At 64.8% G+C, this 22354-nt stretch carries 21 protein-coding genes and 1 pseudogene; 11 read left to right on the forward strand and 11 right to left on the reverse strand.

Going from position 1 to position 22354, the window contains the following annotated elements:
* Window positions 1-93 precede the first annotated feature (93 nt).
* Window positions 94-1599 carry a glucose-6-phosphate isomerase gene (pgi, locus tag ASD73_RS18290; RefSeq protein WP_056374661.1) on the reverse strand — a complete coding sequence of 502 codons (1506 nt, stop codon included), beginning with the start codon at window positions 1597-1599 and terminating at the stop codon, window positions 94-96.
* Between the two features lie 197 nt (window positions 1600-1796).
* Here pgi and lepB point away from each other — a divergent pair, with 197 nt between their 5' ends.
* Genes lepB through ASD73_RS18310 form a run of 4 tightly spaced genes read left to right on the forward strand, consistent with a single transcriptional unit; the run spans window position 1797 to window position 4631 of the window.
* The gene (lepB, locus tag ASD73_RS18295) at window positions 1797-2615 is read left to right on the forward strand and encodes a signal peptidase I (RefSeq protein ID WP_056375255.1); all 819 of its coding nucleotides are present in this window, start codon (window positions 1797-1799) and stop codon (window positions 2613-2615) included.
* Window positions 2612-3292: a ribonuclease III gene (rnc, locus tag ASD73_RS18300; protein WP_056374663.1), complete on the forward strand. Its 681-nt coding sequence runs from the start codon at window positions 2612-2614 to the stop codon at window positions 3290-3292. Before lepB ends, rnc begins: the two co-directional genes overlap by 4 nt.
* Window positions 3289-4182 (forward strand): GTPase Era, encoded by an 894-nt coding sequence (gene era, locus ASD73_RS18305; RefSeq protein WP_056374665.1) that lies wholly within the window; start codon window positions 3289-3291, stop codon window positions 4180-4182. The genes rnc and era overlap by 4 nt, the downstream gene beginning before the upstream one ends.
* A gap of 11 nt (window positions 4183-4193) precedes the next feature.
* The gene (locus tag ASD73_RS18310) at window positions 4194-4631 is read left to right on the forward strand and encodes a hypothetical protein (protein WP_056374667.1); all 438 of its coding nucleotides are present in this window, start codon (window positions 4194-4196) and stop codon (window positions 4629-4631) included.
* Between the two features lie 9 nt (window positions 4632-4640).
* Here the strand turns inward: ASD73_RS18310 and ASD73_RS18315 are convergent, their stop codons facing one another.
* The 5 genes and pseudogenes from ASD73_RS18315 to plsY form a co-directional block, all read right to left on the reverse strand.
* On the reverse strand, window positions 4641-5765 hold the full coding sequence (locus ASD73_RS18315; RefSeq protein ID WP_056374669.1) for a lipase family protein: 1125 nt from the start codon (window positions 5763-5765) through the stop codon (window positions 4641-4643).
* A gap of 164 nt (window positions 5766-5929) precedes the next feature.
* Window positions 5930-8494 carry a type I DNA topoisomerase gene (topA, locus tag ASD73_RS18320; protein WP_056374672.1) on the reverse strand — a complete coding sequence of 855 codons (2565 nt, stop codon included), beginning with the start codon at window positions 8492-8494 and terminating at the stop codon, window positions 5930-5932.
* 67 nt (window positions 8495-8561) lie between these two features.
* Window positions 8562-9230, reverse strand: coding sequence for a hypothetical protein (locus ASD73_RS18325; RefSeq protein WP_056374673.1), 669 nt, complete (start codon window positions 9228-9230; stop codon window positions 8562-8564).
* Window positions 9231-9372: 142 nt separating this feature from the next.
* Window positions 9373-10458 (reverse strand): annotated as a pseudogene (gene dprA / locus ASD73_RS18330) (DNA-processing protein DprA).
* The gene (gene plsY, locus ASD73_RS18335; protein ID WP_056374675.1) at window positions 10455-11075 is read right to left on the reverse strand and encodes a glycerol-3-phosphate 1-O-acyltransferase PlsY; all 621 of its coding nucleotides are present in this window, start codon (window positions 11073-11075) and stop codon (window positions 10455-10457) included. The pseudogene dprA and the gene plsY overlap by 4 nt, the downstream one beginning before the upstream one ends.
* Window positions 11076-11222: 147 nt before the next feature.
* On the opposite strand from plsY, the gene murI reads away from it, so the two are divergent.
* From murI to ASD73_RS18355, 4 genes are all read left to right on the forward strand, one after another.
* A complete protein-coding gene (gene murI / locus ASD73_RS18340; protein ID WP_056374677.1) occupies window positions 11223-12029 on the forward strand; it encodes a glutamate racemase in 807 nt (268 codons plus the stop codon).
* Between the two features lie 137 nt (window positions 12030-12166).
* Window positions 12167-13387, forward strand: a complete 1221-nt coding sequence (gene hemA, locus ASD73_RS18345) for a 5-aminolevulinate synthase (protein WP_056374679.1) — start codon at window positions 12167-12169, stop codon at window positions 13385-13387.
* Complete coding sequence (locus ASD73_RS18350) at window positions 13384-14073, forward strand: nitroreductase family protein (RefSeq protein WP_056374681.1); 690 nt, start codon at window positions 13384-13386, stop codon at window positions 14071-14073. Before hemA ends, ASD73_RS18350 begins: the two co-directional genes overlap by 4 nt.
* A gap of 74 nt (window positions 14074-14147) precedes the next feature.
* Window positions 14148-15401, forward strand: a complete 1254-nt coding sequence (locus tag ASD73_RS18355) for a YceI family protein (protein ID WP_056374683.1) — start codon at window positions 14148-14150, stop codon at window positions 15399-15401.
* Window positions 15402-15405: 4 nt separating this feature from the next.
* Here ASD73_RS18355 and ASD73_RS18360 read toward each other — a convergent pair whose 3' ends face one another.
* The 5 genes from ASD73_RS18360 to ASD73_RS18380 all read right to left on the reverse strand — a co-directional run bounded on the left by ASD73_RS18360 (window position 15406) and on the right by ASD73_RS18380 (window position 19540).
* Window positions 15406-15996 (reverse strand): GNAT family N-acetyltransferase, encoded by a 591-nt coding sequence (locus ASD73_RS18360; protein WP_056374685.1) that lies wholly within the window; start codon window positions 15994-15996, stop codon window positions 15406-15408.
* Between the two features lie 47 nt (window positions 15997-16043).
* Window positions 16044-16703 (reverse strand): class I SAM-dependent methyltransferase, encoded by a 660-nt coding sequence (locus ASD73_RS18365; RefSeq protein WP_056374688.1) that lies wholly within the window; start codon window positions 16701-16703, stop codon window positions 16044-16046.
* A gap of 2 nt (window positions 16704-16705) precedes the next feature.
* Complete coding sequence (locus tag ASD73_RS18370; RefSeq protein ID WP_056374689.1) at window positions 16706-17923, reverse strand: DUF3419 family protein; 1218 nt, start codon at window positions 17921-17923, stop codon at window positions 16706-16708.
* A gap of 124 nt (window positions 17924-18047) precedes the next feature.
* On the reverse strand, window positions 18048-18497 hold the full coding sequence (locus ASD73_RS18375) for a hypothetical protein (RefSeq protein ID WP_056375257.1): 450 nt from the start codon (window positions 18495-18497) through the stop codon (window positions 18048-18050).
* A gap of 53 nt (window positions 18498-18550) precedes the next feature.
* Window positions 18551-19540: a threonine ammonia-lyase gene (locus ASD73_RS18380; protein WP_056374691.1), complete on the reverse strand. Its 990-nt coding sequence runs from the start codon at window positions 19538-19540 to the stop codon at window positions 18551-18553.
* A gap of 64 nt (window positions 19541-19604) precedes the next feature.
* Here ASD73_RS18380 and ASD73_RS18385 point away from each other — a divergent pair, with 64 nt between their 5' ends.
* The 3 genes from ASD73_RS18385 to ASD73_RS18395 all read left to right on the forward strand — a co-directional run bounded on the left by ASD73_RS18385 (window position 19605) and on the right by ASD73_RS18395 (window position 22348).
* Window positions 19605-20813 (forward strand): saccharopine dehydrogenase family protein, encoded by a 1209-nt coding sequence (locus ASD73_RS18385; protein ID WP_056374693.1) that lies wholly within the window; start codon window positions 19605-19607, stop codon window positions 20811-20813.
* Window positions 20814-20912: 99 nt separating this feature from the next.
* The gene (locus ASD73_RS18390; protein WP_056374695.1) at window positions 20913-22001 is read left to right on the forward strand and encodes an alpha/beta fold hydrolase; all 1089 of its coding nucleotides are present in this window, start codon (window positions 20913-20915) and stop codon (window positions 21999-22001) included.
* On the forward strand, window positions 21998-22348 hold the full coding sequence (locus ASD73_RS18395) for a DMT family protein (protein WP_056374698.1): 351 nt from the start codon (window positions 21998-22000) through the stop codon (window positions 22346-22348). Before ASD73_RS18390 ends, ASD73_RS18395 begins: the two co-directional genes overlap by 4 nt.
* Window positions 22349-22354: the final 6 nt, after the last annotated feature.

Consider the following 22354-nt stretch of genomic DNA (forward strand, 5'->3'; position numbering starts at 1 on the left):
TATGGTCGCGTGTAGTTCGCGTCGGCGGCCTATGTGGTTACGCAGGCCTGCGATGCCAATCGAATTTTGCGGTTACAGTGATGGACCGAAGGGCTATTCGCCGAGCGCGGCCTTCATCAGCGCTTGCGTCGCTGCGTCGAATTCCACCGTTCCTTCGGCAAGGCCCTTCGCCATTTCCTTTCCCAGTTCGACCCCGAACTGGTCGAACGGGTTGATGCCGAGCAGCACGGCGTTGGCGAACACGCGATGCTCGTAAAAGGCGATCAGCGCGCCGAGGCTGCGCGGCGTGACCTGGTCGAGCAGGATCGTCGTCGACGGACGATCGCCCGGGTAGTTGCGCGCGCCGTCGGCGCTGGCGCGTCCCGTCATCAACGCCGCGCCCTGCGCGATGCAGTTCGCGACGAGCGTTTCGTGATGCGCATCGTCGAGCAGATGGTCGGGCTCGCGCGCGACGACGAACTCGACCGGGGTCAGGTGCGTGCCCTGATGCAGCAGCTGGAACACCGCATGCTGCGCGTCGGTGCCGACGCCGCCCCAGGTGATCGGTGCGCTCTCGCGGCCGACCGGCTGACCATCGAGGGTGACCGACTTGCCGTTCGATTCCATTTCGAGCTGCTGCAGATAATCGGGAAGCAGCCGCAGCCGCTCGTCATAGGCGAAGACCGCGCGCGTCTGGCAACCAAGGCGGTTCGCATAGATCTGGTCGGCGAACGCCGCGAGCAGGCAGATATTGTCGGCGCCGTCGGCGAGGCGGAAATGGCGGTCCATCTCGGCCGCGCCCTCAAGCAAATCGGCAAAGGCGTCCCAGCCGAGCGCGAGCGCGGCGGGAAAGCCGATCGACGACCAGAGCGAATAGCGCCCGCCGACGCTTTCGTTGAATGGCAGGATGCGCGTTTCGTCGATGCCCCATTCGATCGCGCGTTCGGGCTTCGCGGTCAGCGCGATGAAGCGGCCGAGCGGATCGGCGACCCCGGCCTCTTCGAGCCAGAGCAGCGCCGAATTGGCGTTGAGCAAGGTTTCAGTCGTGGTGAAAGTCTTCGATGCGACCGCGACCAGCGTATGTTCGGGGCTGAATTTGGCGAAGACCTCGTCGAGAGCGGCGCCGTCGACGTTCGACACCACCGCGACGTCATAGCGGTCGCTGTGGCGGCCGAGCGCGTCGATGAGCAGATCGGGGCCGAGCGCCGATCCGCCGATGCCGATGTGGAGCAGGTGGCGGATCTCGCCGAATGCGCCCGCCTCGATCGCATCGATCATCATCCGCATCCGCTGGTGCAGCGCCTGTGCGGCGTGGACCGACTCGGGCGCACCGTCGCCGCGTTCGGCGCTATGCTCGGCGGCGCGGTCTTCGGTCGGATTGGCGATGCCGCCCGAGAAGAGCGTCTTGCGCCGGCCCGCGAAATCCTGCGCATCGGCAAGGCCAGATAGAATCTTGACAGCCGCCGTGTCGAGATGCGTCTTGGCAAAGTCGAAGCGGATGTCGGCGACGCTCCGCACCAGCGCCTGCAAGCGCGTTTCGGGGTCGGTGGCGACCAGATCGGTCAGCTTCTGCGGCTGCCACTTCGAAAGGGCCTGCCAGGCGTCGGATGCGGTTGTCATCGTCTATTGTCCTCGAAAGGGAGTGAATCGCGGACTTTCTCTAAGCCCGGCCTCCCCCGCGCGCCAGTGTCGTCGACCGATATTTGCTTGACGTGGCAACCTATTCATCGCCAATGCGCGGCATGACCAATGCCAGCTTTACCGCCGATGTGACGCCCCCGACCGGACCCGCGCCGTCGTCCCCGACCCCGGCACCCGTGTCCGCCAAGGAAGAGGCCGTCGACACCGTCCGCTTCCTCGCGCTGCTCGCGATCGCGGTGCTGATTTTCCGCAGCTTTTTCCTGTCACCGTTCAACATTCCGTCGGAATCGATGCAGCCGCGACTGCTCATCGGCGACTATCTGCTCGTCAACAAGATGGCCTATGGCTATTCGAAATACAGCCTGCCGTTCAGCGCGCCGCTGATTCCGGGCCGAATTTTCGCGCGCACCCCCGAACGCGGCGACGTCGTCGTGTTCAAGGCGCCGCCGGTTGCCGACAATGATTATATCAAGCGCGTCATCGGTCTGCCTGGCGACAGCGTGCAGGTGAAGGACGGCATCGTCTGGCTGAACGGCAAGCCGCTAAAGCGCGAAACCATCGCCGATTTCGTGATCCCGGTGACGCCGAATATGGTCGAAGCCTCGCGCATGACGGGCACCCTGCCCTGCTATTCGCCCGAGTTCGAAGAAGTCACCGCCGACGGCCAGCGCCAGTGCCGGTACAAGCAGTTCAAGGAAACGCTGCCGAGCGGCAAAAGCTATAACATCCTCGACATCACGACGATCCCCGAAGACAACACGCCGCTCGTCGTCGTGCCTGCGGGACATCTGTTCCTGATGGGCGACAACCGCGACCGCAGCGCCGACAGCCGCTTCCCCGCGATGGAAAACCAGGGCATCGGCCTCGTCCCCGAGGAAAATCTGGTCGGCCACGCGCTCGTCGGCATGTTCTCGACCGACGGATCGGCGAGCTGGATCAACCCGATCAGCTGGTTCACCGCGGCGCGCTGGGGCCGCATCGGGGAAGGTTTTTGAACGATCCCCTCGACACCGGGGCGCTCGCCGAAATCATCGGCTGCACCCCGGACGACCCGGCGCTCTACGATCTGGCGCTGACGCATGGGAGCACGGGGCGCGCCGACTATCAGCGGCTGGAGTTTCTCGGCGACCGCGTGCTTGGTCTCGTCATCGCCTCTGAACTCTACACGCGCTTTCCCACCGCGAGCGAAGGCGAGATGTCGTCGCGGTTGCACGTGCTCGCGTCGGGCGCGACCTGCGCCGTGATCGCGCAGCGGCTGAAGCTCACTGACCTCGTCCGTTTCGGCGCGCAGGCGCGGAGCGACGGCGGGCGTTACAGCGACAATATCGCCGCCGACGCGATCGAGGCGTTGATTGGCGCGCTGTACCTCGATCAGGGCGCCGACGCTGCGCGCCGATTTATCCTGACTCATTGGGGCGAAATGATCGACGGGCAGCAGGCGGCGCCGAAACATCCGAAGGCGGCGCTGCAGGAATGGGCGCTTGCGCGCAAACGCCGTCCGCCCGAATATGAGATCATCGCGCGCGAAGGCCCCGACCATGCGCCGCGTTTCCGCATCGCGGTCAGTATCGGCAAGCTTGCGCGTGCCGAAGCCGAAGGCGCATCAAAACAGGCGGCCGAGAAGGCCGCGGCGGCAGCCCTGCTCGCCGAACTCGAAGGAATGAAGCTATGACCCATCGTTGCGGATTTGTCGCCGTTGTCGGCGCGCCCAACGCGGGCAAATCGACCATCGTCAACGCGCTCGTCGGCCAGAAGGTCGCGATCGTCAGCCCGAAGGCGCAGACGACGCGCACACGGTTGATGGGCGTCGCGATGGACGGCGAAACGCAGATCGTACTGATCGACACACCGGGCATCTTCGCCCCTACCCGCCGGCTCGACCGCGCAATGGTCGCCGCGGCGTGGAACAGTCTCGATCAGGCTGAAGCGATCCTTGTGATGATCGATGCCGCGGCGAAGCTCGGCGAGCGCGCCGAGCGTGTGCTGCAGGGGATCGAGGGACGGCCCGAGAAGAAGTTTCTTGTGCTGAACAAGGTCGATCTGACCAAGAAAGACAAATTGCTGACGATCGCGACGCAACTCAACGAGCGGGTCAAATTCGACGAGACCTTCTTTATCTCGGCGAGCACCGGCGACGGCGTTCCCGAACTCAAGGCGACGCTGGCGGCGCTGATGCCCGAAGGCCATTGGCATTTCCCCGAGGACGAGGTCAGCGACGCTCCCGAACGCATGCTCGCCGCCGAAATCACGCGCGAACAGCTCTATCGCCAACTCCACGAGGAGCTGCCGTACCAGTCGACCGTCGAGACCGAGAAATTCACCACGCGCCCCGACGGCAGCGCCGAAATCCACCAGCAGATCCTCGTCGCGCGCGACAACCAGCGCGCGATCATCCTCGGTCACAAGGGCGAACGGATCAAGGAAATCGGCAGCAAGTCGCGTGCCGAACTGACCGAGCTGTTGGGGCGCAAGGTTCACCTGTTCCTGCATGTGAAGGTCAAGGCGAACTGGGACGAGGATCGAGGCGTGTACCGCGACATGGGGCTCGACTGGGTCGACTAAGGGGGAAGAGGTTGAAGCCAACATCTGTCGTCGCTTTCGAACGCCTGTTCTGGATTTCGATGGTCGTCGGCTTTGCCAGCACCTACTTTGCTTGGGGTGAAATGACGACGGCGCTTGAGCGTGAAAGCCCCCGTCTCGCCACCTCAACCGGCATGGCCGCAGTCATCATCATGCTGGCCTTCTTCGCTTCGATATCGATCGCATTCTGGTATGCGATTGCAAGACGGGCGAGCACGATCGCCAAATGGATTTATGTCGTATGGATGGGTTTCGGCTCGATTTCGACGCTGATGTCGTTGAATGATCCAGCCGGTTTCAAGGGCGCGGCGTTGGTCGCGTCGCTCGTGTCGACGGCTTTGACGATTGCATCGATGATCTGCCTTTTTCGGCCAGATGCGGTGGCTTGGTTTGCTCGCAAGGGGCGCTCAGAGTCGAGCGTTTTCGACTAGCATCAATCGCTAAATCCGCCGGCAGTCGTTCGGCGGTGGATTGCCGTCGAAGCGCGAGGTGATCCAGCCGATTGTTTCCTGCGAGCTTTCGCGCGCGCTGGCGCCGTGATCGCCCGTCATGTCGATCCAGCGCAGCGGCGTTCCGCGCCGGCACACCGCCTTAGCGAATTTGCGTGTGACCGCAGGCGCGACGATCGTGTCGTTGCGGCTCTGCGCAATCAGCAGCGGCCCCGGCACACGCGACGCATCGACGCTGTTGGTGCGCGCAAAGGAGCCGAAGGGTTCGATCTGCGCGATGTCCTTGTTCTTCGTTGCGCGGACGATGGTGAGGATACCGAGGATCGTGCCGAGCTTCGGCTTCTTGTCGAAGCTCACGCAGTTATTCTCGGCGAGCCGATGAATGATGCCCTGGTTTGTGCGGTTGGCGATGGTATCGAGCGAAAAGCCGTAGAGCGTCGACCAGCTATGCAGCGTGAAGGACAGGAGCAGCGCGCGCGCATTCTTGTCGCTGCCTTCGCGCAAATTGGCGGCGAGATCGGTCGGCGGGGCCGCCGCCGCGGTCGCTACTAGCCGTAAATCGGGGGCATAGGACCGGGCGGCGATTGCGGTCCAGAGCGCCGCATGGCCCCCCTGCGATTCACCCCAGACCGCAAAGTCGCCGCCCGCCGCGGCGCCGGGAATTTCGCGCGCCGCACGCACGCCGTCGAGGACCGACTGCGCGGTGTCGGGGCCGACGAGAAACGGATGCATCGTCGGGTTGGCAAGCCCGATATAATCGGGCGCGACGACGACATAACCGCTCCGCACCGCATCGATCCCCGCGGTCGCGGCGAAGAAATTCGGGCTGAGCGACGGCGCGCATTTCTCGGCGACGCCCCAGGCGCCGTGAGTCCAAGCGATCACGCGGCGCGGACGCGGCGGGATCGCCTCCATCGGAGCGGCGACAATGCCAGTGACCGCGAAGCGCGTCCCGTTTCCGTTGGTGGTCCAATATTGCACGCGCCACGCCTGCACGCCGGGCGGCGTGTCAGCCATCGGCTGGGCCGAGATCAGGTATCGCGATGGCTGTGCCGCGGCGGGCAATGAAAATATGGAGAGGATGGTGAGCAGGACGGCGGCAAGCAGGTGGCGCATGGACAGTCTCCCGGATACGCCATCCCTATCATGGGTTTGCGGCGTCGCAAACGCCGCGCTTCAAGCTTCTCCAAACTTCCTCATTCCCGCGAAAGCGGGAACCCAGCCTGATGTTGCTGCCGGGCTCCCGCTTTCGCGGGACTGACGAATAGAAAGATTCGCTGCTACTCGGTCGCGGTCGTTTTCTTCGCCGGAGCCTTCTTTGCAGGCGCTTTCTTGGCCGGCACCTTCTTCGCTGCGGCCTTCTTCGGCGCCGCTTTCTTCTTGCCCTTTGCCGGCCCCTTCGCCGCGCGCGCGTCGATCAGCGCGATCGCCTCTTCGAGCGTGAGCGTCGCCGGATCGGCGCTCTTGGGCAGTGTCGCATTGGTCGTGCCGTCGCTGACGTACGGGCCGAAACGCCCTTCCATCAGCTTCATCTCGCCGCCGCTCGTCGGATGCGGGCCGAAGGTGTTGAGCGGCTCGGCCTTGGTACGACCGCGCCCGCCGCCCGCAGCGGCTTCGGCGATGCGGACGACCGCGGCGTTCATGCCGATGTCGAAGATTTCGGCGGTGCCGGTCAGCTTCGCATATTTGCCGTCGTGGAGCAGATAGGGGCCATAGCGTCCCAGCCCTGCCATGATGACATTGCCGCTTTCGGGGTGCACCCCGACCTCGCGCGGCAGGCTCAGTAGCCGCAGCGCATAATCGAGGTCGAAATCCTCACCCGCAATATCCTTCGGGATCGACGAGCGTTTCGCCTCCTTGCCGTCGCCGAGCTGGATGTACGGACCGAAACGCCCGCTGCGCTTCGTGACTTCCAGCCCGCTATCGGGGTCGGTGCCCATCGTTTCGGGCCCGGTGTCGGCCCCGTCGCTGCCGCCCGGCTGCGCGAATTTCCGCGTGAATTTGCAGTCGGGGTAATTGCTGCACGCGATGAACGGTCCGAACTTGCCGCCGCGCAGCGCCAGCTTGCCGGTGCCGCAATTGGGGCAGATGCGCGGATCGCTGCCGTCGCCCTTGTCGGGAAAGAGATAGGGGCCGAGGAACTCGTCGAGCGCCGCGGTGATCTCCGACGGCTTCTGCTCCATCACCTCGCCGGTGCGCGGCTTGAAGTCGCGCCAGAAACGTTCAAGCACCGCTTGCCACTGGGCGCGGCCGCCCGACACGTCATCGAGTTCTTCTTCGAGTCCGGCGGTGAAATCATAGCCGACATAACGTTCGAAGAAGCGTTCGAGGAACGCCGTCAGCAAGCGCCCGCTCTCCTCGGGAATGAAGCGGTTCTTTTCGACCGTCACATAGGCACGGTCCTTCAGCACCTGCAGGATCGACGCATAGGTCGACGGGCGCCCGATGCCGAGCTCTTCCATCTTCTTGACGAGGCTCGCTTCCGAATAGCGCGGCGGCGGCTGAGTCTCGTGCTTCTCGACCTCGATGCCCGTTTTGGCGGGCGCATCGCCTTTGGCCATCGCGGGCAGCAGGCGCGCATCTTCGTCTTCGCTGTCGTCGCGGCCTTCGTCATACAGCGCAAGGAAGCCGGGGAATTTGATCACCTGCCCCGTCGCGCGCAGCATCGTTTTGCCGGTGCCGTCGGTCAGGTCGATGCTCGTGCGCTCGAGGCGCGCCGACGCCATCTGGCTCGCCATCGCGCGCTTCCAGATCAACTCGTACAGCCGCGCGTGATCGCCGCCGCCGGCCTTGTCCTTCGAAAAATCGGTCGGCCGGATTGCTTCATGCGCTTCCTGCGCATTCTTTGCCTTGGTCTGATACTGGCGCGGTTGGTCGGGGACATAGCCGCCGTCGTAGCGCGTCGCGATCGCCTTGCGCGCCGCGCTGATCGCGCTGCCGTCCATCTGGACGCCATCGGTTCGCATGTAGGTGATCGCGCCATCCTCGTAGAGGCCCTGCGCGATCCGCATCGTGTGGCTGGCGGAGAAGCCGAGCTTGCGCGCGGCTTCCTGCTGCAAGGTCGACGTTGTGAACGGCGGCGGCGGGTTACGCGTCAACGGCTTGGTTTCGACGAGGTCGACGGTGAAATGACCCGCCTTCACATCGGCCTCGGCCGCGCGCGCGTCGGCTTCGCTGGTGATCGACAGTCGCTCGATCTTGTCGCCGCGCCAGCGTGCTAGACGCGCCTTGAACGGCGTGCCCGACATCTCGAACAGCCCGGTGACCGACCAATATTGTTGCGCAACAAAAGCCTCGATCTCGCGCTCACGTTCGACGATCATGCGCAACGTAACCGACTGCACGCGCCCCGCCGATTTGGCGCCCGGCAGCTTGCGCCACAGCACCGGCGAGAGGGTGAAGCCGACAAGATAATCGAGCGCGCGGCGAGCGCGATAGGCGTCGATCAAATCTTCGTCGAGCGCGCGCGGACTCGCCATCGCGGTCAGCACCGCATCCTTGGTGATCGCGTTGAAGGTGACGCGGTCGACCTCGGCGGGCAGCGCCTTTTTGCTGCGCAACAATTCCTGCACGTGCCAGCTGATCGCCTCGCCCTCGCGGTCAGGGTCGGTCGCGAGGATCAATCGATCGGCGCCCTTCGCCGCGTCCTGGATTTCCTTCATCCGCTTCGTCTTGTCGGGATACAGCTGCCACTGCATCGCAAAGCCGTCGTCGGGATCGACCGACCCATCCTTGGGCGGCAGGTCGCGGACATGGCCATAGGACGCCAGCACCTTGAAGTCGCGCCCCAGATATTTCTCGATCGTCTTCGCCTTTGCGGGCGATTCCACAATTACCAATTGCATGAAAAACCTTTAGTCCTAGCTGTCCCTTACGTACGTACGCGTGAGGGTGGCGTCGACGGCCGCCGCGTCAACCGAAAATTTCCTGTAATGTCGATGCCGGTTGCTCGATGTTCAATAGCAGCGCCACCGCGGCAAGATATGCGCCGACAATGCCGAGTGCAGAAACAAGGTTCGTCGCGACCAGCCATCCGAAACCGAATTCGGCGGCCAGCGAGGGCGCGATGAACTCGAGCGCCAGAGGGGCGACCGACAGCAGAAAAAGGATCAGCCCAACGCCAAGCGCTGCGGGCCAATGCACCGCAAGCATCTCCCAGCTGCGTCGCATCGCGGCCCGGCGCCCGCCTTGGTCGCGGATCAACAGCGCGGCCGCCAGATACCAGCGCGCGAAGATATAAAGCCCCGGCAGGATGAGAAGGATCAGGCCCAGCGCGATGCCAAGTCCGGTGAGGATGCCCTGCAAATAGACGCTCAGCGAATTTGCCACCAGCATGGCGGGCTCGACCCCCGAACGCCGGAAGGCTTCACGCGTGATCCAGACCTGGACGAAGGTGATGGCGATGCCATATGCGATCAGGATCCCGCTTCCGGTTCCCCCGCTCCGCTCGATCGCGGCGTCTGAAGCCACGCCGGCGGCCATTGTGGCAAGCCACGCGATCACGAAGACGCCCGGCATTGCGATCGCCAGATTCCACGCCCGCCGAAAGGTTGGGACGAGCAAGCTCGCGTCATATTGCATTTACGATATTCCCCTTCGCCCGCTAGGCGCGAAAGTGGCGGGTACCGCCATATCCCGTCAAGAGGGATTGGAGCGCGAAGATTTCCGTTTGGCGGGCCGACGTGGGATTAGATTGTCGAGGATTGGCCGGCTGCGCGGGCGGTTACATGAGCGAAATCTTCGCTCCGGCATGGCGCTCGACGCGCCCGGCAAGCTCGAGTTCGAGCAGGACGAGTTGCACTGTCGCAGCGTCCTGCCCGGATTGTCGCACCAATTCATCGACCGCGACTGGCGTCGGGCCGAGCAGGTCGATCAGCGACCGCCGTTCGCCCTCGCCCGCGTCCACCGGCGCGGGAGCGGCGGCATAGCGTTGCAACGGTTCACGCACCATTCGCGTATCGATCGGTCCGACCGCTTCGAGCACGTCGTCGACCGTCTGGATCAGCGTCGCCCCTTCACGGATCAGCAGGTTGCAACCCTGCGCGCGCGGGTCGAGCGGCGAGCCCGGCACTGCCATCACCTCGCGGCCATAATCGCCGGCGCGCCGTGCGGTGATTAGCGATCCCGATTAGGGCGCCGCCTCGATCGCCACCGTCCCGTGCGCGATCCCGGCGATGATGCGGTTGCGCGACGGGAAGTGGGGGGCGAGCGGCTCGGTTCCCGGCGGTTGTTCTGCGATCAGCAACTGGTTGCTCGCGATCTTTTCCTGCAGCGCGGCGTTTTCGGGCGGAAAGGCGATGTCGATCCCGCTCGCGATCACCCCGGCGGTCGATCCGCCAAGCGCGCCGATATGCGCCGCGGTGTCGACCCCGCGCGCGAGCCCGCTGACCACCGTCACATCGCGTGCCGCCAGATCGGCCGCGAGCTGGCGCGCGAAACGGCACGCGATCGCCGAGGCATTGCGCGCGCCGACGATCGCGACGCACGGGCGCCGCAGCATCGCGGTATCGACCCGCACGACAACAACGGGCGGCGCGCCCTCGACCTCGCGCAGCATCGGCGAATAATCATCCTCGTCGCTGAAGATATGGCGGGCGCCCAATTGAGCCACGCGCTCGATCTCACGCTCGGCGACCTCGACCGGCGCGATGCGCGCCTTCCCCGCCCCGCCGCGCAGCACGAGGTCGGGCAACGCATCAAGCGCCGCTTCGCCTGACCCGAAGCGCAGCATGAGCTGGTGCCAGCTCACCGGGCCGACATGCGGCGTGCGGATCAGCCGTAGCCGCGCCAGCCGCTCTGCGTCGGTCACGCTCCGCCGGCTCCTTTTGGGCCGTCTTTCTTTCCGCCGACCCGCGGCTCGGACCCGGCGCGCAACCGCGCGATATTCTCGCGGTGCCGCCACAGCACGATCACCGCGAGACCCGCAAGGCCGATGGCATAGACCTGATGGCCGAATGCGAGCGCGGCCAGCGGCGCCGAAACCGCACCAAGCATCCCGCCGAGCGACGAGATGCGCAGCAACAGGACGGTGCCAAGCCACACGATGGCGAACACAAGGCCGATCGGCCAGGCGAGCGCGAGCGCAAGGCCCAGCAACGTCGCAACGCCCTTGCCGCCGCGGAACTTCAGCCACACCGGATAGCAATGGCCGATCATCGCTGCAGCGCCCGCAATCATCGCGGCATGGTCGCCGAATTCGGGAACGAAATGCCGCGCGAGCAGCACCGCCACCGCGCCTTTTGCGCCGTCGAGGATCAGCGTCGCCGCCGCCAGCCCCTTCCGCCCGGTGCGCAGCACATTGGTCGCGCCGATATTGCCCGACCCGATCTGGCGCAGATCGCCGGCACCGAACATCCGCGTGAGGATCACGCCGAACGGGATCGACCCCAACAGATACCCCGCGGCAATAAGCAAATATAAAGTCATGGCGCTCCCCGCTCGCTTTGGATCAATGTGGCGCCGTTACCCGAATCAATCAATGGATTCGGCAAGAGTGGCAACCAAATTGGACGAACTCGGCGCCCATTCGGCGCCCCATTGAGTGCCCCTCGGGTCGCTGCTAGGCGAAACCCCATGAACGCTCCCGCGCCCGACGCCCCCATTCTCTTCTTCGACAGCGGCCTTGGCGGGCTCACCGTTCTGGGCCCAACGCGCGCGTTGCTGCCGACCGCGCCGATCGTCTACGCCGCCGATTATGCCGGATTGCCCTATGGCAAGAAGAGCAACGAGGAACTAGCCGCGCGGGTCCCCGCGCTCCTCGGCCGCCTCGTCGAACGCTACCAGCCGCGGCTCGCGGTCATCGCGTGCAACACCGCCTCGACGATCGCGCTCGCCCATGTTCGCGCTGCGCTCGACCTGCCGATCGTCGGAACCGTGCCGGCTATCAAACCCGCCGCCGAGCTGACCAAAAGCGGCGTCATCGGCGTGCTCGGCACCGAGGCGACGGTGCGCCAGCCCTATGTCGACGACCTCAGCGCAAAATTCGCTGCCGGCAAGACCGTGCTGCGCCACGGCAGTCCCGGCCTCGTCACCGGCGCCGAAGCAAAGCTGCGCGGCGAGGCGGTCGATCCCGACACGATCGCGCGGGCGATCGCAGGGCTGCGCGATCAGCCCGGGGGCGACCGGATCGACGTGATCGTCCTCGCCTGCACCCATTTTCCGCTGTTGCAGGACGAATTGCAGGCTGCAGCGGGGCTTGGGGTGATGCTGATCGACGGCGCCGCGGGCATCGCGCGGCGCATCGCCCATCTGACCGAAGGCCAGAGCTGGCCCGCCGCGGCCGCGCCCGGCATCGCGGTCTTCACGCGTAGCGACCATCGCCCGCCGCCGCCGCTCGCCGCACTGGCGCCCTATGGCATCGGGTTGATCGAGACGATCTGATAGGACAATTTGTCCCATAAGTTGCGAATCGTTCGCACTGGATTTCAGCCAGATTCGGCGTTATTGGCCCGCCTGTTAACAGCCGCCGGAGGGAGCGGCTCAACAGCTGCATTAGCACCTGACTGCGGGGCTGGAACGTGAACTATAACGATATTTTCGCTCGGGCAATCGACCGGCTGCATGAAGAAGGGCGTTACCGCGTCTTCATCGACATCCTGCGCAATCGCGGCGCTTTTCCGAACGCGCGCTGCTTTGCCGGCCACAACGGGCCGAAGCCGATCACCGTCTGGTGCTCGAACGACTATCTCGCGATGGGCCAGCATCCCAAGGTGATCGAGGCGATGGAAGGCGCGCTGCACGACGTCGGCGCGGGTTCGGGCGGCACGCGCAATATCGGCGGCAACACCCATTATCATATCGATCTTGAGCATGAACTCGCCGACCTGCACGGCAAGGACGGGGCGCTGCTCTTCACCTCGGGCTATATCTCGAACGAAGCGACGCTCGGTACGCTCGGCAAGCTGCTCCCGAACTGCATCATCTATTCGGACGAACTCAACCACGCGTCGATGATCGCCGGCATCCGCAACTCGGGCTGCGAAAAGCGCGTGTGGCGCCACAACGACCTCGAACATCTCGAGGAACTGCTCGCCGCCGACGATCCTGAGGCGGCGAAGCTGATCGCGTTCGAGAGCGTCTATTCGATGGACGGCGACGTCGCTCCGCTCCACGCGATCTGCGACCTTGCCGAAAAATACAACGCGCTCACCTATTGCGACGAAGTCCATGCCGTCGGCATGTACGGCCCGCGCGGCGGCGGTATCAGCGATCGCGACGAAGCAGCGAGCCGTATCACCATCATCGAAGGCACGCTGGGCAAGGCGTTCGGCGTGATGGGCGGCTATATCGCGGCCGACAAGAATATCATCGACGTGATCCGCAGCTATGCGCCGGGCTTCATCTTCACGACCAGCCTGTCGCCGGTGCTCGTCGCGGGCGTGCTCGCCAGCGTGCGCCACCTCAAGGCGTCGAGCGTCGAGCGCGACGCGCAGCAGGAAGCCGCCGCTTACCTGAAACAGTGCTTCCGCGACGCCGGCCTGCCGGTGATGGATTCGACGACGCATATCGTCCCGCTGATGGTCGGCGACCCGGTGCGCGCGAAGAAGATCAGCGATATCCTCCTCGCCGAATATGGCGTCTATGTGCAGCCGATCAATTTCCCGACCGTGCCGCGCGGCACCGAACGCCTGCGCTTCACGCCAGGCCCGGCGCATGACGAGGCGATGATGCGCGAGCTGACGAGCGCGCTGGTCGAGATCTGGGACCGGCTCGAACTGCAGCTTCAGAAGGCGGCGTGACGGGCGCACCCGGTTTCGATGACGTCGTCGTCGGACGCCGCTCGATCCGCGGCTTTCTAGACAAGCCCGTTCCGAAAGCGCTGATCGCCGAAATCCTCGAGGTCGCGATGCGCGCGCCCTCGTCGTTCAACAACCAGTGCTGGAATTTCTCGGTCGTCACGGGTGCGCCGCTCGCGGCGATCCGGCAAGGCAACACCGACGGCATCCTCGCGGGACAGCCCGACAGCCGCGAATTTCGCCGCTTCGACGGCATCGCCGACGACCACCGCGCCCGCCAGATCGAGATCGCGAAGCAACTCTTCGGCGCGATGGGCATTCAGCGCGATGACAAGGATGGACGGCAAGACTGGGTGCTCCGCGGTTTCCGCCAGTTCGACGCGCCGGTCAGCGTCGTCGTCACTTATGACCGCGTGTTGCTGGGCAGCGACATCGCACCGTTCGATTGCGGCGCAGTCACCAATGCGCTCGTCAACGCCGCGTGGTCGCGCGGGCTCGGATGCGTGATCAACAGCCAGGGTATCATGCAAAGCCCCGTCGTGCGCGAACATGCACGCATCCCCGACGATCAGGTCATCATGATCTGCGTCGCGATGGGTTGGCCCGACGCCGATTTCCCGGCCAATGCGGTGGTGTCGAACCGCAAGAGCGTCAATGACGCGGTGCGCTTCGTCGGTTTCGACGATTAGCGCACCCTTCGACAAGGTCGGCATGACGCGATAGGGTGGAGGCCGAATCCCCCGCCCGGTCGCGAAAGATTGTCATGCCGACACAGCGTTATAGCCACACCGCCATCACGCTTCACTGGCTCATCGCGCTGCTGCTGGCCTTCCAGATCGCGCTCGGCTGGGCGCTTGAGGGGAACAACAGTCCCGAATTGTTCGCGCGCTTCCAGCTGCACAAATCGGTTGGCATCACGATCCTGCTGCTCAGCCTCGCCCGCCTTGCCGCTCGCCTGTTCACACCGCGTCCGCCCGCGTCCGACGGCCCGGCATGGACGCGCGCGCTCGCCGGCACGGTGCACGGGCTATTCTATCTGGTAATGATCCTTGCCCCCATCACGGGATGGCTGCTCGTTTCAACCGGGCGCGTTCAGGTCCCGACTTTGCTCTATGGCCTAATCCCCTGGCCGCACCTGCCCGTCGGCCGCAGCTGGCACGAGCCCGCGGAATCGATCCACGGCGCGATGGCGTGGCTCGCGATCGGGCTGTTCGCGCTCCATATCGCAGGCGCGCTACGTCACCAGTGGCTGCTCGGTAAGCCCGAACTCCAGCGGATGATTCCCTTTGCGCGCGGCAAGGCGGCGGGGGTCGCGATCGGCGCGCTGGCGCTCGTCGGCGGCGCCTTTGTCGCCGGCCAGGCGATCTATCCCGAACGGCCCCGGCCCGCTGCCGAAAAAGCATCGCCGCCGCCCGTCGACACGCCGACCACGCCGGCCATCGCTCCCGTGGCGAAGGATGACGAAACAACCGCGATCGAGGCGACCGAGGAAGTACCCGAAGACGCAAGCCAGCCGCTCGCTGACTGGACGGTCGCGTCGGGCGGACGGCTCGGCTTTACGGCGCGCTGGAACGGCGAGGCGGTCGATGGCCGGTTCGATCGCTGGCGCGCCGCGATCCGCTTCAGCCCCGACGAACTCGCCAAATCGGCCATTCGCGTCACGGTCGACCTCGCTTCGGCCGACACCGGCGACGGCCAGCGCGACGATTCGCTGAAGAGCAGCGATTTCTTCGATGTCGGCGCGCACCCGAGCGCGGTCTTTACCGCGCGCGACATCCGCCACCTTGGCGGGGATAAATATGAGGCGCGCGGCACGCTCGACCTGCGCGGCGCCAGCAAGCCAGCGACGCTACGCTTCACGCTGCGCATCGATGGCGACCGCGCACGCGTTGCCGGAACCGCGCGCATCGACCGCACCGCCTTCGGTGTCGGCCAGGGCGAATGGGCCGCAACCGACGCGATCGCCGCCGGGGTGGATATCGCCTTTTCCTTCAACGCGACGCGCCCGGCGTCGTGACCGATCAGGATGACGGGCGCATCATGCCCCAGAAATGCGGGCCGCCGGGGACGTCCCACTCCACTTGCGTGATGAAGCCCAGCCGCTCGTAGAGAGGTACATTTTCGGGCGTCGCGGTCTCCAGCCAACAGGGCAGACCTTCGGCATCCGCAACAGCGGTCTGCGCGCGGATAATCCGCCCGCCATGCCCCTTGCCCTGATGCCCGGGGCGGACGCCGACATAATGGAGATACCAGAAGCGCCCCTTGGGCCGGTGGGCATCGATGCCGCCCTGCACCTTCAGCCCGCGCGGCAACGCGGTGCCGAAGGTCGCGACGAGCGGGATGACGGTGCGCAGGAATTCGACTGGACCGCTATGCGCCTGTCCCGGTGTGCGCCAGAGCGCCGCCGCCTCGTTGCCCGGCGAGCGCAGCGCGATCCCGGCACGGACGTCGGCAGGAACGAGGGTCCGAAACAGGCTGCGAAGCGCGCGGGCGCGATGATCGGGGTCAGGCAAGATCCACGACAGCGCCGGATCGCTCTGGAACGCCTGCGCCAGTGTTTCGGCTACTGACGTCAGTTCGGTCGGCCCTGCCGGCAAGATCATATCGGTCATCGCGCCTCCCGCCGCGAGAGGAGCAGTTGTCGCGCCGCTTGGCAAGGCTAGCGCGGGCGTTTTTCGAGCCGCAGCGCCCAGGCATAGCCGCGATAAAGGCGCGTCACCGCGAGCCGCGCGCCGGAGTCGTTCGCGGCTTCGCGGGCGGCTTCGATCAAGAGCGCGCGCGGTTCGACATGAAAGCGCGCGAGCCACGCGAACAGCGCGCCGCGAAACCAGTCGGGCATATCCTCCTGCTGCCCGAAATCGACGATATGCAGCGATCCATAGGTCGACAGGTGGCGCATGGCTTCGCGGATCGCGCCTTGCCAGTCGGGGATCATCGACAGCGTATAGCTTTGAAAGACGCGGTCGAAACTGGCGGTGCGGAATAGCGCGTTCGGGTCGAAACCCGTCGCGTCGGCCTGCGCCACGCTTACCCTCCGGGTCAGCCCCGCGTGGGCGATCGCAGTGCGAGCGGTCTTCAGCATCTCTTCGGAAATATCGATGCCGTGGAATTTCGCGCCGGGCCAGCAGCGCGCCGCCGCGATCAGGTTGCGCCCGGTGCCGCAGCCGATCTCCAGCACATGCCCGCCGACCGGCGGCGTCAACTCGTCGATCAGCCGGTCGCGTCCCAGCAGATAATATTTGCGCGTCAGATCGTAGATATGACGCTGACCGCGATAAACGCCGTCCATGCGCGCTGCGTGCCCCTCCCCCACAGTCATGCTCAGTCTCGCAGGATGTAGAGATGGACCCCGCCATAAATGGCCGAGCGGTCGCGCCGCGTATAATCGATTGATTCCGCAGCGCGATAATCCCACCGTCGCAGCAAATCGTCGGGAAGCCGCCCGGGGAGCAGGGTCGGTTCGGCGGCGGTGCGGAAGAGTACGCGTGCGCCGGGCCGAGCGGTGCGCGTGACCTCGCTCCACAGCGCGGTCAATTGCGCGTCGCTCATCCAGTCCTGCGCGTCGAGGAAGATATAGCGGTCGAAGCTCGCCGCATCGGCGGCCGCCAGCATGTCGGTCATGTTCGCGTGGAGCATCGTCACCCGCTCGGCGCGCGCGCGGACAGCGGCATAATGCGCCGCCTGCAAATAGGGCGGCAGCGAGGCCGTCGCACCCTTTCCATAGCCGCGGCCAAATGCCTGCCAGGCGAAGTAATTTTCCTTGAGCGGGAAGTCGCAGGTCAGTTTTTCGAGGCGTCCGCGCAGGACATCGGCCATCGGCTTCCCGTCCGCCAGCGCGTCATATTGGGCCGGCGGAATGCCGAGCCCGAAGAGCGACGATCGCTGGTCGGTGACCCAGCGAATGAATTTGCGGTCGAAGAAAGGCGCAAATTTCGTCTCGAAAATCGCACGCTGTTCCTCGATTGTCCTGGCTTCGAGGAACTGGCGCGGATCGACGCGGTGCATCCGGGCGACCAGGTGGGCAAGCCCGATGAAGCCGCCGAGCAGTCCGCGCTTGTAAAGCCCGTGCGCGAAGCCGTTGATCCGGCGCCGCCCGACGAGATCGCGGCCCTCCCAATAGCGCCGGCTCAGTTCGTCGAGATGCGGACGGACGAACGCGCGATAGTCGGCGATATTCCCGCTGCTGTCGGCGTCGGCGAAGAAGCGGCGAAGGCTGGCGTGATCGGGCAGCCGCTGGATCGCGACGCGTTTCAGATTGTTGAGGGCAACATGCGCGGTGTTGAGGTCGACCGCGACGATCTCCGCCGGGTCGGCGGTCAGATAGGAGAAGGCGTTGCAGCCGCCGCTCGCGATCGTCGCGATCCGGTTGCCCGGCGCAATCGCCAGCGCCTCCATGTCGACGACCGGATCTTCCCATATCTGGGCATAGACGAGGCCCTTGAAGGCCAGCGCAAAAGCGCGGTCGAGCAGGCGTTGTTTCTGCTCGCCATCTTCACGAACGACGGCGGCGGCGATCTTGCGATTGGGTTGGCTGGCCATGCGAATGGGTTCCCCCGACAATGTTGATCCGGGGCTGCGCATGGCAGGCTTTCATGCGATTTCCGTGCCGGTTCGATGACAATCCGGCGACAGCATCAAAAAAAGATACGCCGCCGGATCGGGGTCAATCGCGGCAATAACCCTCGCCGGTCTTGACGATCAGGCATTCCTTCTTGCCGGCGAGATATTTGAGGCCGGTTTCGTCGCCATTGCCGCGGCGCAAGCTTAGTTCCTCGGCGCCGCGCTTGAACTTGATGCCATGCTCGCTGTCCTCGCCGTCATAGGTCCCCTTTGTGTCGAGGTCCGACTGCATTTCCAGCTTATACTTGCCCGGTGCGGCGGGGGTGATCGTGGCGTACATGCCCTCGACCCCGGTCCATTTGCCCGCCCAGCTCGCGAAGCGATGCGGCGCGGTCGCGGGATCGGTGGCTTCTGCGCCCTCAGGCGGCATGGTTTCGACCGGAACCTCGGTCGTCGTCGCATCGGTCGGCGCAGGCGCGGGCGCCTCGGCCTTTTCGCAGCCGGCCAACAACACCAGAGCCGCGGCGCTCGCCAAAATTGCACTTTTCTGCATCATGCTTCTCCTTCCCCGTCCAAACGCATGTCAGCGGATTAGTTTCCGCCAGCCTATTCGGTGATGATCTCCGCGAACTTCAACGGGTCGACGTTACCGCCCGACAGCGTGACGAGCGTCGCGTCGGTCAGCGGCACCTTGCCCGCGAGCACCGCGGCGAGCGCGGCTGCCCCGCCGGGCTCGACGACGAGGTGCAATTTCTCGAACACCGTGCGCATCGCGTGGCGCACTTCGTTCCGCGTCACGACGACACCGCGCACGCCGCGCGCCTGCAACACCGCGAAGTTGATCGGCCAGGTTTCAGGGGTCTGGAGCGCGTCGCACTCGGTGGGATAGGCCATATCCTCGACCGACAGGATTTCGCCGGCGGCGAGGCTGCGCGTCACATCGTCCCAACCCTCGGGCTCGACCGCGATGATTTCGGCGTCGGGCAGCGCGAGCGCGAGCCCCGCCGACAAGCCGCCGCCGCCGCAGCAAGCGACCACCTTGTCGGGGCCGGCAATCCCGCGCCCGGCCATCTGCGCCCTGGCCTCGGTCCCGGCGCTGCCCTGCCCCTCGATGATCCACGGGTCGCCATAGGCATGGACGAGCGTCCCGCCGCGCTGTTCGAGCAATTTCGCCGCGACCGCATCGCGCGATTCAGTGACGCGGTCATAAAGCACGACCTCGGCGCCCAATTGGCGCGTCGCGGCGAGCTTCATCGCCGGCGCATTGCTCGGCATCACGATCGTCGCCTTGATCCCGAGCCGCTTCGCCACCCAGGCGACGCCCTGCGCATGATTGCCGCTCGACACGCCGACGACCCCCGCCGCCGCCTCTTCGGGCGTCAGGTCGGTCAGCCGGTGCCAGGCGCCGCGGATCTTGAACGCGCCGACGGGCTGCAGGCATTCGGCCTTGCACCAGATGGTTTTGCCGTCGACTTCGAGCGGCAGCAGCGGTGTTTGGGGCAGCAATGCAGCGACTTTCGCCGCGGCGCGTTCGACACCCGCGAGCGTGGGTGCGCGGTTCGGGTTGAGCAAGGGATCGGGGCTTTGCTGTGTCATGGCTTCGTCCTATAGGGCCGGCCATACAAGACAAGCCACATAGACAGGCGCAGGAGATTTTTCGATGAGCAAGGTTCTGGTGATCGGCGCAGGCGGCGTCGGTTCGGTCGCGGTGCACAAGATGGCGATGAACCCCGACATTTTTCCCGACATCACGCTGGCGAGCCGCCGCAAGTTCAAGTGCGACGCGATCGCCGATTCGGTCAAGGAACGCACTGGCGTGACGATCAAGACCGCCGAAGTTGACGCCGACCATATCGACGCCACCGCGGCGTTGATCCGCTCGATCGGCGCGACGCACGTCGTGAACCTCGCGCTCCCCTATCAAGATCTCACGATCATGGAGGCGTGCCTCTCGACCGGCGCGCATTATCTCGACACCGCGAACTACGAACCGCGCGACGAGGCGAAGTTCGAATATCATTGGCAATGGGCGTATCAGGATCGCTTCAAGGACGCGGGGCTGATGGCGCTGCTCGGCTCGGGTTTCGACCCCGGCGTGACCAGCGTCTTCACCACCTGGCTCAAGAAACATCATTTCGACCGTATCGACACGCTCGACATTCTCGATTGCAACGGCGGCGATCACGGCCAGCATTTCGCAACCAACTTCAACCCCGAGATCAATATCCGCGAAGTGACTGCGGTCGCGCGCCACTGGGAAAATGGCGACTGGGTCGAAACCCCGCCGATGTCGGTGAAGCAGAAGTTCGACTTCGAGGCGGTGGGCGAAAAGACGATGTACCTCATGTATCATGAGGAGATCGAAAGCCTGAAGACGCACCTGCCCGAGATCAAGCGCATCCGTTTCTGGATGACCTTTGGCGAGGCCTATATCACGCACCTCACCGTGCTGCAGAATGTCGGCATGACGCGCATCGACCCGGTGATCTACGAAGGCCGCGAGATCGTTCCGCTGCAGTTTTTGAAAGCGGTGCTTCCCGAACCATCGAGCCTTGGCGAGACGACCAAGGGCAAAACCAACATCGGCGTCATCGCGACCGGTTTGGCCAAGGACGGCAAGGAAAAGACGCTCTACCTCTACAATATCTGCGACCATGAGGATGCCTATGCCGAAACCGGCAATCAGGCGGTCAGCTACACCACCGGCGTTCCCGCGATGATCGGCGCCGCGATGATGGTCACCGGCACGTGGAGCGGCGACGGCGTGTTCAACATGGAGCAGATGGACCCCGATCCCTTCATGGACATGCTGAACAAGCATGGCCTGCCTTGGCAGGTGAAGGAATTGGACGGTCCGCTCGATTTCTGATCGATTTTACGTTTTTCGTCATTTCCGCAAAAGCACGAACCCGGTAGCCACGGCGAAACTGGGATCCCGATTTTGCGGGAATGACGAAAGGTAGTCCGAATGAAATTGCGATGGGGAGCGCTCGCCTTGCTTGCTGCTTTCGCCGCGCCTGCGGCAGCTCAAACCGACGACGCTTACGCCCCGGCGCGCGCGATCGTCGCTGACATCGGCAAGATCGTCACGCCAGACGGAGTGCAGGAGACGTTCGAGGTCACGCTGGGCGGCGCGCGACAGGTCGTGAACGTGCGCGGGTCGGACCGCGACAATCCAATCCTGATCTTCGTCCATGGCGGACCCGGCGCGGTCGAAATGCCCTTCGCGTGGGCGTTCCAGCGGCCTTGGGAAGACGTCTTCACCGTCGTGCAATATGACCAGCGCGGCGCGGGGCGCAGCTATCCGCTCAACGATCCCGCAACGCTCGCTCCGACGATGACGCCCGAGCGCTACCGCGACGATGCCATCGAACTGATCGAGTTGATGAAAAAGCGCTACGCCAAGCGCAAGGTCGTGCTGATGGGCCATAGCTGGGGCTCGATCGTCGGGCTATCGGTCGCGGTGAAGCGGCCCGACCTGCTCTACGCCTATGTCGGCGTCGGTCAGGGGATCGACTTTCGTGAAGGCGAAAAGGCGGGCATGGCGTGGACCCGCGCCAAGGCGCTCGCGGCGGGCAACAAGGAAGCAGTGACCGCGATCGACGCGCTCGCGCCCTATCCGCAGGGCGAGTTCATCATCGCCAAGGCCGATGGCTGGCGCAAATATGCGATCCCCTATGGCTCGCTGATGTACAATAAGCCCGACCTCAACCTCTATTTCCAGACCCCGCGCCCCTCGCCCGAGTATAGCGAGGCCGACCGCAAGGCATGGGGCAAGGGCAGCGAATTTTCGGTCACGACGCTGTGGCCGCGCCTCGCCGACGTCAGCTTCACCAAGGTGAAGAGGATGGATGTCCCGCTCGTCTTCCTGCTCGGACGGCATGACTATACAGTCCCTTCGCCGGTGGCGGCCCAGTGGTTCGGACAGGTTGAAGCACCCTCGAAGAAGCTCGTCTGGCTCGAACATTCGGCGCATATGCCGATGGTCGAGGAACCGGGGCATTTATTTGCCGCGCTGCTTCGCGATGTACTGCCGCTGACGAAAGACCCCAAATGACCGCCTATCTCGCGCCGATCGGCCTGCTGTTCGTCTCGAACATCTTCATGACTTTTGCCTGGTACGGACAGCTCGGCGCGGTGTCGCGGCCGATCTGGCTCGCGGTGCTGATCGCGTGGGGAATCGCCTTTTTCGAATATTGCCTCGTCGTGCCCGCGAACCGCATCGGCTATGGCGTTTACACCGCCGCCGAACTCAAGACCTTGCAGGAAGTGATTACACTGGTCATATTCGCCGGGTTCGCGGTCTTCTGGCTCGGTGAGAAGCTGACCCTGAACCATCTCGTCGGCTTCGGTCTGATTGCGGCGGGGGCGTTCTTCATTTTCAAGGGACCGATTGCGGTCTGAGGTAAA

The sequence above is a fragment of the Sphingopyxis sp. Root154 genome, from assembly GCF_001427105.1.
Lineage (GTDB): Bacteria > Pseudomonadota > Alphaproteobacteria > Sphingomonadales > Sphingomonadaceae > Sphingopyxis.

Bases quoted from the DNA above. Each gene is read 5' to 3' on its own strand.
- murI (WP_056374677.1), top strand. From the start codon at position 11,223: ATGAACGCTCCCGCGCCCGACGCCCCCATTCTCTTCTTCGACAGCGGC.
- ASD73_RS18390 (WP_056374695.1), top strand. From the start codon at position 20,913: ATGAAATTGCGATGGGGAGCGCTCGCCTTGCTTGCTGCTTTCGCCGCG.
- ASD73_RS18395 (WP_056374698.1), top strand. From the start codon at position 21,998: ATGACCGCCTATCTCGCGCCGATCGGCCTGCTGTTCGTCTCGAACATC.
- ASD73_RS18355 (WP_056374683.1), top strand. From the start codon at position 14,148: ATGCCGACACAGCGTTATAGCCACACCGCCATCACGCTTCACTGGCTC.
- ASD73_RS18385 (WP_056374693.1), top strand. From the start codon at position 19,605: ATGAGCAAGGTTCTGGTGATCGGCGCAGGCGGCGTCGGTTCGGTCGCG.
- ASD73_RS18370 (WP_056374689.1), bottom strand. From the start codon at position 17,923: ATGGCCAGCCAACCCAATCGCAAGATCGCCGCCGCCGTCGTTCGTGAA.
- ASD73_RS18325 (WP_056374673.1), bottom strand. From the start codon at position 9,230: ATGCAATATGACGCGAGCTTGCTCGTCCCAACCTTTCGGCGGGCGTGG.
- ASD73_RS18380 (WP_056374691.1), bottom strand. From the start codon at position 19,540: ATGACACAGCAAAGCCCCGATCCCTTGCTCAACCCGAACCGCGCACCC.
- ASD73_RS18375 (WP_056375257.1), bottom strand. From the start codon at position 18,497: ATGCAGAAAAGTGCAATTTTGGCGAGCGCCGCGGCTCTGGTGTTGTTG.
- plsY (WP_056374675.1), bottom strand. From the start codon at position 11,075: ATGACTTTATATTTGCTTATTGCCGCGGGGTATCTGTTGGGGTCGATC.
- era (WP_056374665.1), top strand. From the start codon at position 3,289: ATGACCCATCGTTGCGGATTTGTCGCCGTTGTCGGCGCGCCCAACGCG.
- ASD73_RS18315 (WP_056374669.1), bottom strand. From the start codon at position 5,765: ATGCGCCACCTGCTTGCCGCCGTCCTGCTCACCATCCTCTCCATATTT.
- ASD73_RS18365 (WP_056374688.1), bottom strand. From the start codon at position 16,703: ATGACTGTGGGGGAGGGGCACGCAGCGCGCATGGACGGCGTTTATCGC.
- topA (WP_056374672.1), bottom strand. From the start codon at position 8,494: ATGCAATTGGTAATTGTGGAATCGCCCGCAAAGGCGAAGACGATCGAG.
- ASD73_RS18360 (WP_056374685.1), bottom strand. From the start codon at position 15,996: ATGACCGATATGATCTTGCCGGCAGGGCCGACCGAACTGACGTCAGTA.
- pgi (WP_056374661.1), bottom strand. From the start codon at position 1,599: ATGACAACCGCATCCGACGCCTGGCAGGCCCTTTCGAAGTGGCAGCCG.